Origin of the sequence: Mesorhizobium sp. B283B1A, from assembly GCF_020165735.1 — a bacterium.
Taxonomy (GTDB): Bacteria; Pseudomonadota; Alphaproteobacteria; order Rhizobiales; family Rhizobiaceae; genus Mesorhizobium; species Mesorhizobium opportunistum.
This window is the reverse complement of record NZ_JAIUIQ010000006.1, coordinates 1-13768: the sequence shown is the minus strand read 5'-3', so window position 1 is coordinate 13768 and position 13768 is coordinate 1. Positions and strand designations below refer to the sequence as shown.

13 protein-coding genes are annotated in these 13768 nt (G+C 67.3%); 1 reads left to right on the top strand and 12 read right to left on the bottom strand.

Annotation, left to right across the window (positions count from 1 at the left end; all coding sequences use genetic code 11):
* Window positions 1–43: 43 nt before the first annotated feature.
* The 7 genes from cobT to cbiE are packed head-to-tail and all read right to left on the bottom strand — an operon-like array spanning window position 44 to window position 6387.
* A complete protein-coding gene (gene cobT, locus LB577_RS06360; RefSeq protein ID WP_224686036.1) occupies window positions 44–1054 on the bottom strand; it encodes a nicotinate-nucleotide--dimethylbenzimidazole phosphoribosyltransferase in 1011 nt (336 codons plus the stop codon).
* Window positions 1055–1093: 39 nt separating this feature from the next.
* Window positions 1094–1873, bottom strand: coding sequence for an adenosylcobinamide-GDP ribazoletransferase (gene cobS / locus LB577_RS06355; protein WP_224686035.1), 780 nt, complete (start codon window positions 1871–1873; stop codon window positions 1094–1096).
* A gap of 3 nt (window positions 1874–1876) precedes the next feature.
* The gene (locus LB577_RS06350) at window positions 1877–3190 is read right to left on the bottom strand and encodes a cobyrinate a,c-diamide synthase (RefSeq protein ID WP_224686034.1); all 1314 of its coding nucleotides are present in this window, start codon (window positions 3188–3190) and stop codon (window positions 1877–1879) included.
* A complete protein-coding gene (cobA, locus tag LB577_RS06345) occupies window positions 3187–4005 on the bottom strand; it encodes a uroporphyrinogen-III C-methyltransferase (RefSeq protein ID WP_224686033.1) in 819 nt (272 codons plus the stop codon). The genes LB577_RS06350 and cobA overlap by 4 nt, the downstream gene beginning before the upstream one ends.
* A complete protein-coding gene (cobM, locus tag LB577_RS06340) occupies window positions 4002–4766 on the bottom strand; it encodes a precorrin-4 C(11)-methyltransferase (RefSeq protein WP_224686032.1) in 765 nt (254 codons plus the stop codon). Before cobM ends, cobA begins: the two co-directional genes overlap by 4 nt.
* Window positions 4763–5149, bottom strand: coding sequence for a cobalamin biosynthesis protein (locus tag LB577_RS06335; RefSeq protein WP_224686193.1), 387 nt, complete (start codon window positions 5147–5149; stop codon window positions 4763–4765). The genes cobM and LB577_RS06335 overlap by 4 nt, the downstream gene beginning before the upstream one ends.
* Window positions 5146–6387: a precorrin-6y C5,15-methyltransferase (decarboxylating) subunit CbiE gene (gene cbiE, locus LB577_RS06330; protein ID WP_224686031.1), complete on the bottom strand. Its 1242-nt coding sequence runs from the start codon at window positions 6385–6387 to the stop codon at window positions 5146–5148. Before cbiE ends, LB577_RS06335 begins: the two co-directional genes overlap by 4 nt.
* 1 nt (window position 6388) lies before the next feature.
* On the opposite strand from cbiE, the gene LB577_RS06325 reads away from it, so the two are divergent.
* Window positions 6389–7168: a cobalt-precorrin-6A reductase gene (locus tag LB577_RS06325; protein WP_224686192.1), complete on the top strand. Its 780-nt coding sequence runs from the start codon at window positions 6389–6391 to the stop codon at window positions 7166–7168.
* On the opposite strand, the gene LB577_RS06320 is transcribed toward LB577_RS06325, so the two are convergent.
* From LB577_RS06320 to LB577_RS06300, 5 genes are all read right to left on the bottom strand, one after another.
* A complete protein-coding gene (locus LB577_RS06320; protein WP_224686030.1) occupies window positions 7132–7896 on the bottom strand; it encodes a precorrin-3B C(17)-methyltransferase in 765 nt (254 codons plus the stop codon). The genes LB577_RS06325 and LB577_RS06320 overlap by 37 nt on opposite strands.
* Window positions 7893–8651 carry a precorrin-2 C(20)-methyltransferase gene (locus tag LB577_RS06315; RefSeq protein ID WP_224686029.1) on the bottom strand — a complete coding sequence of 253 codons (759 nt, stop codon included), beginning with the start codon at window positions 8649–8651 and terminating at the stop codon, window positions 7893–7895. The genes LB577_RS06320 and LB577_RS06315 overlap by 4 nt, the downstream gene beginning before the upstream one ends.
* Window positions 8648–9280 (bottom strand): precorrin-8X methylmutase, encoded by a 633-nt coding sequence (locus LB577_RS06310; RefSeq protein ID WP_224686028.1) that lies wholly within the window; start codon window positions 9278–9280, stop codon window positions 8648–8650. Before LB577_RS06310 ends, LB577_RS06315 begins: the two co-directional genes overlap by 4 nt.
* 2 nt (window positions 9281–9282) lie before the next feature.
* On the bottom strand, window positions 9283–10776 hold the full coding sequence (cobG, locus tag LB577_RS06305; RefSeq protein ID WP_224686027.1) for a precorrin-3B synthase: 1494 nt from the start codon (window positions 10774–10776) through the stop codon (window positions 9283–9285).
* Window positions 10773–13768: cobaltochelatase subunit CobN (locus LB577_RS06300; RefSeq protein ID WP_224686026.1), on the bottom strand; the 2996-nt coding region annotated here is incomplete at its 5' end. The genes cobG and LB577_RS06300, both read right to left, overlap by 4 nt.

Genomic DNA, 13768 nt, shown 5'->3' with positions numbered 1-13768 from the left:
TGTGGGGCAGCCCTGTCGGCCGCACCCACCGGAAATCCCCTGATTACTTCTCCGACACACCAGCCTCGGCAAAACTTGCCATCCGCGCGTGGCACTCCAGCGCCGAGCGCACGATGTTAATGGCGACGCAGGCGCCGGAGCCTTCGCCGAGCCGCATGCCGAGATCGAGCAGCGGCGGAAGGCCGAGCGCTTCGAGCAGGCCGCGATGGCCTGATTCGGCCGAGACGTGCGCAGCGATCGTGTGGGCGAGGCCTGTCGGATGCAGCTTTGCCAGCGGGGCCGCTGCGGCGGTGCAGACGAAGCCGTCGAGCAGCACGGGTATGCCGAGATGGCGGGCGGCCAGCGTGGCGCCGAAGATGGCGGCGAGTTCGCGCCCGCCGAGCGTTGCGGCCACGCCCAACGGATCGGCAAGAGCGGCGGCGTGACGCTTCAGGCCGGTCTCGATGGCGACCACCTTGCGCTTCAGGCCGGCATCGTCGACGCCGGTGCCGCGCCCGGTCCATTTTTCCGCACCGCCGCCGAACAGGGCGGCTGAAATGGCCGCGGCCGGTGTGGTGTTGCCGATCCCCATCTCGCCGAAGCAGATCAGGTCCAAATCCTTCGTCACCGCGTCATGGCCGGCCGAGACGGCGGCCAGGAACGCTTCCTTGTCCAGTGCCGGCACTTGCGTGAAATCGCCGGTCGGATGGTCGAGGTCGAGCGGGATGACGTCGAGTTCGGCGCCGGCAATGCGGGCAAGCTGGTTGATGGCGGCACCGCCGCCGGCGAAATTCGCCACCATCTGCACGGTAACTTCCGAAGGGTAGGCCGAGACGCCCTGCGCGGTGACGCCATGATTGCCGGCGAAGACGAAGACTTTCACCCGGTCGAGTTTCGGCATGTCGCGGCCCTGCCAGCGCGCCAGCCATGCGGCGATGGTTTCGAGCCGGCCGAGGCTGCCTTGCGGCTTGGTCAGCGTGTCCTGGCGGCGGGCGACCGCATCGGCGGCCGTGTCGCTGCCGGCGGGCAGGTCGAGGCAGGCTGCGCGCAGTTGATCAAGTGATTTGAAGGACATGGGGGCAAAATCTCCAAAAGGGAATCAAGCTAAGGGAAATCAAGAGAGGGCGACGGAAGCGACGAGCAGCACCGCGATTTCGCTCACCTGCTGCAAGGCGCCGATCGTGTCGCCGGTCTGGCCATCGATCTGGTTGAGGCAAAGGGCGTGGAAGGCGGCAAACAAAAGGCCAAGCAGGATGAACGCGGCGATGGCGCCGCCGATCCCGAGCAGGAAGAGCGGGATGGCGCCGAGCACGGCGCCGGCGATTGCCGTTTCCCGCGAGACGGTGCCGGCGCCGACTGAGAGGCCGTCGTCGCGGGCCGGGGGCAAGATGTGCATGAAGGCGCCGAGCACGCCGCGCGAGACCGCGTGCGCGGCAACGAGAGCGAAGAGCGCCTGTGTCGGGTCGACGAGTTCGGAGAGCGCGCTCCAGCGGATCAAGAGCGACAGTGCCAGCGCCATGGCGCCGTAAGCGCCAATGCGGCTGTCGCGCATGATCTCCAATTTGCGGCCGCGCGATTTGCCGCCGCCAAAGCCGTCGGCGACATCGGACAGCCCGTCCTCATGCAGGCAGCCGGTGGTGACCACCGTTGCAACCAGCGCAAGCGCCGCCGCCGGACCCATGGCAAGGCCAAACCGTTCCGCCGTGGCAAAGACGATCGCGCCGATCAGGCCGACGACGGCGCCGGCGATGGGCGCTGCCCAGATCGCGGCGGCAAGGCCGCGGCCGCGAAAGTCAAACACGGGCAGCGGCAGCCTGGTGAAGAAGACCAGGCAGAGCGCAATGTCATCAAGGATTTGCCGGGGTGAGAAGGTCAAGTTGGGGAGCTTCTTCATGGCCTAGCCCCTCGCAATGGCATGGAAGAAGGTGCCGCTGACATGGCCGCGCCGATAGCCCGAAGCGCCGATCGGATTGCCCTGGCCGTCGGCGAGGTCGGCCAGCGGCTCGTCATTGCCGGTGGCAGTCATCTGCGCATAGTGGAATTCGTGGCCGCGGATCAGCGCTCCCTGTGGGCCCAACGGACAATCCGCACGCAGCCGCGCCTCGCGATAGCCGAGGTTCATCTTGCGTTTGGCGAAGCTGGTCGAATGACCGAGCAGGCCGAGCATGCGATGCGTCTCGCTCGAAGCATCCTCAAGCGCTTCGCCGAGCACCATGAAGCCACCGCACTCGCCATGGATGGGCTTCGTCGCCGCGAAACGTGCCATTCCTGCTTTGAAAGTATCCGCTGCTGCAAGGCGACCTGCATGGAGCTCGGGGTAGCCGCCGGGCAGCCAACAGACATCGCAGCTGTCGTCAGGCGCTTCATCGGCGAGCGGCGAGAACGGGACGATCTCGGCGCCGGCCTTGCGCCAGTAGCCTGCCACATGCGGATAGAGGAAGGTGAAGGCGGCATCTTCCGCCAGCGCGATGCGTTGGCCGGGCGGCTGCAGCGCGTCTTCAAAGCCGCCGGTTGCCGGGGCGAGGGGTGTTGCCAGCCTCATCACTGCGTCGAGGTCGAGCGATTTCTCCGCCATGTCGGCCAGCCGGTCGAGATGCGCCATCAGATCATCATATTCGCCGGCCTGGACGAGGCCGAGATGGCGTTCTGGTAAATTGAGCGTGGGATCGCGCAGGATGGCGCCGACGACGGGCAGGCCGATCGCCTCGATGGCGTCGCCGGACAGCCGCCGGTGGCGCTCGCTGCCCAGCCGGTTGAGCACGACGCCAGCCATGCGCACGTCTGGATCGTAGGTGGCGAACCCCTTGGCGACGGCCGCCGCCGTGGTCGATTGACCGGACACGTCGAGCACCAGCAGCACCGGCAGGCCGTAGAGCCGGGCAAGATCCGCCGCCGAGCCGGTGCGGCCCGGCGCGGCCGGAATGCCGTCGAACAGGCCCATGGCGCTTTCGAGGATGACGAAGTCTGTATCGTCTGCCTGTTGCGCGGCCAGCGCATTTAGCAGCGATGGCGGCATCGCCCAACTGTCGAGGTTGACGCCGGACAGGCCGGTGGCGGCAGTGTGAAAGCCGGGGTCGATGTAGTCAGGGCCGGATTTGGCGCCGCGCACTTTGAGCCCACGCCGGGTGAGCGCGCGCAGGATGCCGATGGTGACGCTGGTCTTGCCGGAGCCGGAGCGCGGCGCGCCGATGATGATGGCCCGTGCTGTCATGCCCCGCCCGCCAGTGCCGCGCGCATGGCGACGATGCCGCCGACGACGATCAGAGCCGGCGAGGCGAGCCCGGCGGCGGCCGCTTGCTCGGCGATGGTGGCGAGCGTAGCGACGACGGTTCGCTCCTGCGGCGTGGTGGCGGCCACGATCACCGCCGCCGGTGTCGACGGCGCCAGTCCGCCATCAAGCAGTGCGGCTGCGATCAGGGGCAGGTTGGCCATGCCCATATAGACGACGACGGGCTGGCCGGTGCGGGCGATTGCCGCCCAGTCGATGTCGTCGTCGGTGCCGGCGGCGTGGCCGGTCGCCAGGATCACAGCCTTGTTGATGCCGCGCATGGTGGCCGGGATGCCGGTGGCGGTCAGTGCGCAGAGGCCCGATGTCAGGCCAGGCAGGACGCGGAAGGGAATGCCTTCGCGCACCAGCGCCAACGCCTCTTCACCGCCGCGGCCGAAAATATAGGGATCGCCGCCCTTCAGCCTGATAACGCGGCGGCCTTCGCGTGCCAGCCGCACCAGCAGCGCGGTGATGTCATCCTGCTTCATCGACGGTTTTCCGCCGCGCTTCCCCGCAAAGAAAAGCTCGGCATTTTCGGCAACCGCGACGACATCAGGCGAGACCAGAGCGTCGTAGACCAGCGCATCCGCTTCGGCCAGTGCCGCCAGCACTTCCAAGGTCAGGCAGCCGGGATCTCCGGGGCCGGCGCCGGCCAGCCAGACATGGCCCGGATCGAGCTGGCGCGGCTTGAAGTTCAGCCGCGACAAGGCCTGTTCGAGCGTGGCGTTGCCACCCTTGTTTTTGCTGGTGCCGCTCACAATCCGTCCCGTCCGCGAAAACGCCGCTGGTAATGGGCGTCGTAAAGAGAACTCTCGCCAAAGCCTTCCGCTGCAAGCGAGCGGCTGACGAAGATGATCGCCGTGCGCTCCATCGGATCGGCGGCAAGCTGTGCCTCGATCGTCTCCAGCGTTCCGGTCAGCACGCGTTCATCCGGCCATGAGGCGCGGAAGACGATCGCCACCGGGCAATCACCGCCATAGTGCGGCGTCAGCTCGGTGACCACGCGGTCGATGGCGTGGATGGCCAGATGAATGGCCAGTGTGGCACCGGTGCGGCCGAAGCCGGCCAGCGTTTCGCCCGGCGGCATTTTCGAGGCGCGGCCGGAGATTCGGGTCAGCACCAGGCTTTGCGCGACCTCGGGAATGGTCAATTCGCGGCGCAGCGCGGCCGCCGCTGCGGCGAAGGAGGGCACGCCCGGCGTCAGCGTGTAGGGGATGCCGTGCCTTTCCAGCCGGCGGATCTGTTCGGCAACCGCACTCCACACCGACAGGTCGCCGGAATGCAGGCGGGCAACGTCGTGGCCGGCTCGGTGAGCGTCCAGATATGCAGCCTCGATCTCGTCGAGCGACATCGGCGCCGTGTCGATCAATTTCGTTCCCGGTGCACAGTGCTGCAGCAATTCGGGCGCGACGATCGAGCCGGCATGGAAGCAGACCGGGCAGCTTGCCAGCAGTTTGGCGCCGCGCAGCGTGATGAGGTCGGCGGCGCCAGGACCCGCACCGATGAAATGAACGGTCATGGCGCGTCTCCGCTGATGGCGATGGTGCAGGTGACCGGGCCAAGCACCGTGCGGGGGCCGAGCAGCCTGGCGCCCTTGCCAGCCACCGCGAGGGCCGATGCTTCGGAAACCGGGGGCGTGCCGGCAAGTTCTTGCGACAGATCGGAATGGCTGAGCGTGTCCGTCGACACGGCCTGAAGCGCTGCGTCATCGACGATGATGACGGGAAGGTTCAGCGCGCGGCCGGCGGCGGCGATCGCGTCTTCATCTTTCTTGAGCGTGGCGGTCGCCAGCGCGGAAAGCGCCGTCATCGCCAGTCCATGCGTTTCAAGCGCGGTTTCGATCGCCGCAAGCACGTCTTCGATGCTTACACCTTTTCGGCTACCGATGCCCGCGACGATCACGGCTTTACCCAGCTCCATTGGGTGACGGGCATGGCCGGCCGCCAAGCCTGCATCGAGCCGACCGGCGAGGCTCGGGAGATGCCTATGCGCGTGAGATCGCCGCCCAGTTTTATGTGCTGGGCGAGAAGCAGGGCCTCCATCTCCAATGTCACCGCATTGGCGACGAGCCGGCCGCCGGGGCGCAGCGCCTTGATGGCGGCGGTCAACACGCCGGCGTCGCTGCCGCCACCGCCGATGAAGACAGCGTCGGGCGTGTCCAGTTTGGTAAGCGCCCTTGGCGCGCTGCCTTCCACCACGACAAGGCCGGGAACGCCGCAAGCAGCGGCGTTGTGGGCGATGCGAGCGGCGCGGATCGGGTCGGCTTCGATGGCAATCGTGCGCATCAGCGGGTGGGCGAGCATCCATTCGATGCCGACGGAACCGGAGCCGGCGCCGATGTCCCACAGCAGTTCGCCGCGCCTTGGCGCCAGCGCGGACAGGGTGATGGCGCGGATTTCGCGCTTGGTGATCTGCCCGTCATGGTCGAACAGATGATCGGCAAGGCCAACCGTGAGCGGCAGCACGCGAGCTTGCGGGCTAGATTCAATTTCGATCGCCAAAACGTTGAGCGGATTGATGTTTTCGATGTCGAAGGCATCGGCTCGCGTGGAGCGCGTGGTCTCCATCGGACCGCCCAGCGCCTCCAGAACCGTCAGCCGCGAGGCGCCAAAATCGAGTTCAGTGAGCAGGCGGGCAATGGCGGCCGGTGCCTGCGCGTCTGATGTCAGCGCCAGAATGCGCGCGTTGGGCTGCAGCAGCGGGCGGATCAGGTCTATCGAATGGCCATGCAGCGAGACAGTTTCGATCTCCTGCAGCGCCCAGCCAAGGCGGGCGGCTGCCAGCGAAACCGCCGATGGCGCGGGGATGACATGCATCTCACGCGCTCTGACCTTGCGGGCGAGGGTGGCGCCAACCCCATGGAAAAAGGGATCGCCGGAGGCGAGCACACAGACATTCTTGCCGGCAAGCGCCAGCACATCGCGCATCTCCGGATCGAAAGGAACCGGCCAGGGCCGCGCATCGCCCCTGGCGAAGGAAGCGACCAGGGCCAGATGCCGCTTGCCGCCGAAGATGATTCCCGCCTCGGCAATCCGCTGCTTGGCCTCGTCGCCGAGACCGGCTAAACCGTCCTCGCCGATGCCGACGATGGTGAGCCACCTAGCGTTGAGCTTGGCGCTGCGCGGACCCTCAGCAGGCATGATGACCCACCGCATTTTGATCCTTGGCGGTACGACGGAGGCCCGGCAATTGGCCGGGAAGCTCGCCGCGCGCGCTTCGGTCACGCTGTCGCTGGCCGGCCGTACCGAGAGCCCGGTGGCGCAAGGGGTGCCGGTGCGAAGCGGAGGATTTGGCGGCGCCGACGGGCTGGCCGCTTATCTCGGGGAGACAGGCACGGATCTGCTGATCGACGCCTCGCATCCCTATGCGGCGCGAATCTCCGCTAACGCCGCGCAGGCCGCGCGCATGGCCGGCGTGCCGATCCTCGCCTTGCGCCGCCCGGGCTGGCAACCGGTAGAAGGCGACCGCTGGACGCTGGTCGATACGGTTGATCATGCCGTGCAAGCGCTGGGAGCGGCGCCGCGCCGCGTGTTCCTGGCGCTGGGCCGGCAAGAGGTCGGTGCCTTCGACGTCGCGCCTCAGCACCATTATCTCATTCGCAGCGTCGATCCGGTCGAACCGAAGCTGGCTGTGCCCGATGCGACCTATCTGCTGGCGCGCGGGCCGTTCCGGGAGGACGACGAACGCGCCCTGCTCGAAAAGCATCGTATCGAATTTGTCGTGTCCAAGAACAGTGGCGGCGGGGCCACCTACGGCAAGATCGCCGCGGCGCGGGTGCTGGGCATCGAGGTGGTCATGGTCCAAAGGCCTGATCTGCCGGATGATGTTCCCTCGGCTGAAACCGTCGAAGTGCTGGCCGCGCTTGTTGATCAATTTGGGATCGATCATTTTGTCGGGCCCGCTGCCGAACGCGGTGTGTAGACCAGCGCTGGCTTGTCGCCGCGCTTGATGATCCGGGTTTCCGGAGAGCCGATGATGATGCAGGTCGCCATGTCGGCCTTCTCAGCCTCGACATCGGCCAGCAGATAGACCTCGATGCGCTCGTCCGGGCGGCCGGCGGCGCGGCCGAAAATGACTGGCGTGGTGCCGGGCAGGATGGCGGTCAGGCACTCGAAGGCGCGGCCAAGCTGCCAGGGGCGCGCCTTGCTGATCGGGTTGTAGAGCGCGATGACGAAGCCCGCGCCGGCGGCTGCCAGCAGGCGCAGCTCGATCAATTCCCATGGCTTCAGATTGTCGGACAGCGAGATGGCGCAGAAATCATGGCCAAGTGGTGCGCCGATGCGGGCGGCGACCGCCAGCATGGCGGTGATGCCGGGAACGACCGCGACATCGACGGCGCGCCATTCGGCCGGGCCGGCCTCGATCGCCTCGCAGACGGCGGCCGCCATGGCGAACACGCCGGGGTCGCCGCCAGAGACGACCGCGACGTCATGGCCCTCCGCGGCCTTGATCAGGGCATCCTTGGAGCGGGTGAGTTCCTCGCGATTGTCGGAGGCAACGCGGGTCTGGTCGGCGCGAAGCTCCAGCCGGTCGAGATAGGGCTTGTAGCCATAGAAGTATTTCGCTTGCGCCACAGCACGGCTGGCTTCCGGCGTGACCTGGTCGGCATTGCCGGGGCCGAGGCCGATGACGGTGAGGCGGCCGCTCATGATTGCGCTCCCAGCGCACCGGGCCGGCCGGACCAGCCGGCCACCAGAACGATGGCGAAATACGGCGCCTTGTCATCCTGTTTGTCGGCAAGCCTCATCGAAACGCTGCCGGCCATGGTGCCACGCTCGACATAGACGGCGCGCGCCAGCTTGCCGGTCGCCTCCAGCGCGCGCCTGATCTTGGGCAGGTTGCGGCCGACCTTCATGATCACGGCGGCATCGGTGTCGGCGAGCCGGCGGCTCAGCTCGAACTCGCTCATCGTGCCCGGCAGCACGGTCAGCACGTCATCGCCCTGGACGATCGGAACACCGGTCTGCGACCAGCAGCCGGACATGGCGGTGATGCCGGGAATGACTTCGGTCGGGAAGCGATGGGCGAGGCGCACATGCAGGTGCATGTAGGAGCCGTAGAACAGCGGGTCGCCTTCGGACAGCACGGCGACCATCTTGCCCGCTTCGAGGTGGCCGGCCACCGTCTCGGCGGACTCCTCGTAGAAAGCCGTGATCTGCGACCGGTAGTCGTCGTGATCCTTGTCGATTTCCGTGGTCACGGGATAGAGCAGGGGCAGTTCCGTCATGTCCGGACGGAAGCGCGTTTCAACGATGGCGCGCGCGTTGCTGTTGTTGCCGCGCTTGGCGAAATACGCCACCACATCGGCCTCGGCCAGGGCCCGCGCGGCCTTCAGCGTCAACAGCTCGGGGTCGCCGGGACCGGTGCCGACGCCGACGAGACGGCCTTTTGCAATGGCGTTCACAGGCCGGGCCTCGCCAATGAATTGAGCGCGGCGGCGGTCATGGCGCTGCCGCCGAGCCGGCCGCGCACGATGGCGTAGGGCACGCCATAGGAATTTTCGGCCAGCGCATCCTTGGATTCGGCCGCACCGACGAAACCGACCGGCATGCCGATGATGGCGGCCGGCTTGGGCGCGCCGTCGCGCAGTTTCTCCAGGAGATAGAATAGTGCGGTCGGCGCGTTGCCGATGGCGACGACGGAGCCCGCCATGCGCTCGCCCCACAGGTCTATTGCCGCGGCCGAGCGGGTGTTGCCGATTTCCCTGGCGATGTCGTGCGTATGCGGGTCGCGCAATGTGCAGATCACCTCGTTGCCGGCCGGCAGCCGTGCGCGAGTTACACCATGCGAGACCATTTGCGCGTCGCAGAAGATCGGCGCGCCGGCCGCCAGAGCAGTGCGGGCGGCGGCAACGAAATCGGGGGAGAAAACGAAATGGCTTGATGCCTCGACCTGGCCACAGGCATGGATCATGCGGATGGCGACATCGGCCTCGGCTTCCGAGAAGCGCGACAGGTCAGCCTCGGCGCGAATGATGGCGAAGGAGCGCTCGTAGATCGCCGTGCCGTCGTGGATGTAGTCGTAGGCGGCCATGCTCATTTCCGTTTTTTAGTTTGGGCCTGTCGGTAAGCCTCGGCGATTGCCGCCGGCCCGAGCCTTGTCAGGCAAGCAGCGGCGGTCTCGCCCTGAAATCGTGCGCTGCGGATCACTGCGGCGACGCGACTGAAACCACGCGCGGCGTCATAGCCCGGCCTGTACCCGGCAGGAAGGGCCTTTGCCGTCGCGTTCACGACAAGTCCGGCTCCATTTTCGCCGCCGACGATCGTCAGCGCCGCCGGGCCGGGATGCGCACAGCCCTTGGCGCAGCCGGAAATGTGCAGCGTGAAGTCGAGGATGTCGGCGTTTTCGGCGGCGATCGTCCCGGCTATGTCACGCGCGGCAATGCGGCCGGAAGCGCAGGCCGGGGTGCCAGGGCAAGCCGCGATGCGTGTGCGCGGGTCGGTGGGGGAGGTGACGAAGCCGAGGGTGGCGGCCGTGTCTTGAAGGGGCTGGTTGGCGGCCGGTGGCTGGCCGAGGAAGAGCAAAGCGCGGCCTGGGGCGAGGCGGATTTCGGTGGTGCCGAGGGAGAGGGCGCTTTGGGCGAGGGCGATGATTTTGTCCGCCGGCATGCTGCCGTAGGGGAGGGCTATGCCGAGGGTGAAAATGTCGCCGGCCAAAGGGAAAAGGCCGATAGGTTTGCGCGAGGCGCCCCCCTCTGTCCTGCCGGACATCTCCCCCTCAAGGGGGGAGATTGGCAGTTCGGATGCCGGCTCTCCCTCTGCAGCCGTGGAAATTGGTGAAGGCGAGCGTGAATGAGCAATCTCCCCCCTTGTGGGGGAGATGTCCGGCAGGACAGAGGGGGGCGCCTCGCGCAAACTTGTCAAGCATAGCCAACCTGCCAGAGACACCAACTGTCGATTCGACAAATCCCGTGTGTGAGCCTCACGGCCTTTCTCGGCGACCATTCTCAGCGCAGCGACGGCAATGTCTCTCGCAGCAATTGCATCGACCTTTGCCAATACCTTCGCGTTTCGGCCGTCGCCCGCAATCGAAACGCTCCAAACGATGTCGTTGTCGGCTCGCACCGCCTTCAGCCGCACATCAGCTGTCACTGCATCCATCGACAGCTGCCCGCCGCCGTCCACGATGACCGAAACCTTCGGCCCCAGCCGTTGCGTCAACCCAGCCTCATCGACCGCCACCCTGATCCGCTCAGCCATAGGCCGCGGATCGGCGATCTCCTGCGGATCGATGCCCGCCAGCGGTCCGGTCTCGACCGGCACGCCTGTGCGCACCGCAATGCCCAGCGCATCGACCTCTGCCGCCAGCAGCCCAGCGCTTTCCGTGGTCAGCCCGCGTATCTGCAGGCTGCCGCGCGCGGTCACCTCCATGATGCCGTTGCCGTGTCGCAGGGCGGATTCGGCCAGGCCGATCAAAAGCTTCGGCGACAGGCCTCCGGCAACCGGGTTGAGCCGTACCAATAGCCCGTCGCCGGTCTGCATCGGCGCCGACAGAGCCGGACAGGCGCCACGGCGCGAGAAAGCGTTCATGCCGCCACCCCGAGCGCTTCCGCCTCGGCAATGAGTGCGGCGAGGTCGTCGTCGATGGAATTGCGCAGGGGATGCCAGAGGCCACGGCGCCGTGCCGAGAGAAAACGCTCGGCAATGACTTTCGCGGCCGCCGGGTTTTCGCGCAGGATGAAGGCGCGAACTTCGGCGTCGCCGACATAGGCGTCGTGCACGGCCTCGATCAGCGCGCCCGATATGGCATGGGTGGTCTCGGCAAAACCGACCAGCCGATCGACCGTTTCGGCGAATTCGGAGGCGCCGCGCGGGCCGTGGCGCATCTGGCCGGCGATGAAACGCGCATTGACGGCGCGAGCGCGCACCACCCGCGACACGGCCTCACCAACCGAGCGTGGCTTCGGCTTTTGCGGATCCGTGGTGTCGAGCACGATAACGTCGGCATTCCTGCCGAGCGCCGCGAGTGCGGCCGAAAAGCCGCCGATGAAGGCGACGTCGGCCGAACCTTCGAGGATGTCGCGGCCGGGGTCGTCGCCGGTGTGGACGAGAAGGTCGGCCTCGGCGATACGGCCCTCGAAAGCGCCGGGTGCCGAGATGCCTTCGCCGCCGGCGCCGCCATAGGCATGCGAGGTGGCGTCGAGATAGGCGCGGCCGATCTCCTCGCGCGCGCCCCAGTCGCCGCTCGACAGCAGATCCTCCACGCCGGCGCCGTAGGTGCCGGGCGAGGTGCCGAAGATGCGCGGGCTGATCTTGCCCTCAATGCGGGTTTTGGCTGCGAGCGGGTTTTCCGCATCCTCCTCGTCGCGGGCCGCGACGGCGTTGGCGGCGGCGTCGATCAGCGCGATCTGGGTCGGGAACATGTCGCGGAACAGGCCCGATATGCGCCAGGTGACGTCGACGCGTGGCCTGCCAAGCGTGGCCGGCGGCAGCACTTCGATGCCGGTGATGCGGCCGGTGGCAGCATCCCATTGCGGGCGGCAGCCCATCAACGCCAGACCTTGCGCAATCTCTTCGCCGCCGGTGCGCAGCGAGGCCGAGCCCCAGAGGTCGATGACCAGCGAGCTCGGCCAGTCGCCATGCGACTGCATGTAGCCGCGCACCACTTCTTCCGCCGCCGCCTTGCCCAGATCATAGGCGGTCGGCGTCGGCATGGTGCGCGGGTCGGACGTGAACAGGTTGCGGCCGGTGGGCAGCACGTCGGAGCGGCCCCGCGCCGGCGCGCCGGCCGGACCGGCCTTGACGTGGCGGCCATCGAGCGCGGCGAGCAGCGCCGCCTTCTCGGCCTCGGCACTTTGGCGGCGCATGGCGTCGGACTCGTCCTCGGGCACGCGGCCATAGACATGCAATCCGTCCTTGATGGCAAAATCCTTGAGATCGCAAAGCCAGGCGTCGATGCGGCGCAGCGCTTCGTCGGGTGCGTCGGTCCTGGCGACGCCGGCTTCCGAGGCAAGGCCAGTTTTCTGCGCGGTCTCGACGATCAGCTTGGCCAGACGATCGCGGCGGCGGCGGTCGAGACCATCGGCCTGGGCGTATTCGTCGACCAGCCGTTCAAGCTTGTGCTGGTTTTCGTCGAGCCCGGCACCGGTCAGCGGCGGCGGCAGATGGCCAAGCGTGACGGCGGCGATGCGCCGCTTGGCCTGCGCTGCCTCGCCGGGGTTGGAGACGATGAAGGGATAGATGACAGGCAGCGGACCGGTGACGATCTCGGGAAAGCAGTTTTGCGAAAGCGCGACGGTTTTGCCCGGCAGCCATTCCAGCGTGCCATGGGCGCCGACATGGATGAGGGCATGGACGCCGAGCGACTTGCGCAGCCAGAGGCCAAAGGCGAGGAGCGCATGGCGGGGCGGGAGCATCGGGTCGTGATAGTCGGCGCGGCGGTCGGCGGAGCGGCCGCGATCGGGGGCGAGGGCCACGGTGATGTTGCCGAAGGTGGCAGCGCGGAAGGGGAAGTGGGCGGCGGCCTTTTGTGAAGATTGGAGCGAGGCGCCCCCCTCTGTCCTGCCGGACATCTCCCCCTCAAGGGGGGAGATTGGCAGTTTAGTCGCCGGCTCTCCCTTTACAAGATCGGAGATTGGCGAAGGCGGAGATGGGAGCGCAATCTCCCCCCTAGAGGGGGAGATGTCCGGCAGGACAGAGGGGGGCGCCTCACGCAAGCCTCTCCCTTCGGCTTTTCCCCATGCAGCCTCTACCGCGGCAATTGCCGCTGTTGGCAGGCTCTTCGAGAAGTCCAGATACTCCTCCAGCCCCAGCCCATGCTCGCTGCGCTCCAGCAAACCCAGCAACTCACGCGGCGTCTCAGGAATCCCCTCAACCCCATAACCCTGCTCCTTCAGGTCGTGCAGCATCGCCAGCACGCTGGACGGCACGTCGAGGCCAACAGCGTAGCCGGTGCGGCCGGGGGCGCTTGGATAGTCCGGGATGAGGATGGCCAGCTTGCGCGCCGTGCGGGGCGTTTCCTGCAGCTTGATGAAAGCCGCAACGCGGTCCGCGACTTGGGCGACGCGATCCGGTTCCGGCCGATTGGCGAAAGCGCGATGACCAAGTGCCGGATCGGTCTCGCTCTCGCCCTTGAAGGAAATGGCGCCGGCCAGGATGCGGCCGTCGAGTTCGGGCAGCACGACATGCATGGCAAGGTCGGCGGGCGCCAGGCCGCGCTGGTTGTTGTCCCACACGTCGCGGCGGGTGGTGGCGACGATGACCTGGAAGACGGGCACGCCGGCGCGGTCGAACAGGGTCTCGACGCCGGGTTCGGCGCCGGAGGCAAAGGCGGTCGCGGCGATGATGGCGGCAGGTTTCAGCGTGGCGAGCGCGGTTTCCACGAAGGCCAGGGATGCCGGGTCCTTGAGGCTGGAGACGAAGATCGGGACGGGGGTTATGCCGCGTTGGGTGAGTGCTTCGAAAAGGGCATCGATCGGCGCGACATCGGCGGCTAGCAGCATCGAGCGGTAGAAGAGGATCGGGATGACTGGCGTGGCGTTTCCCTCCCCCTCGAGGGGAGGGTGGCCCGCAGGGCCGGGTG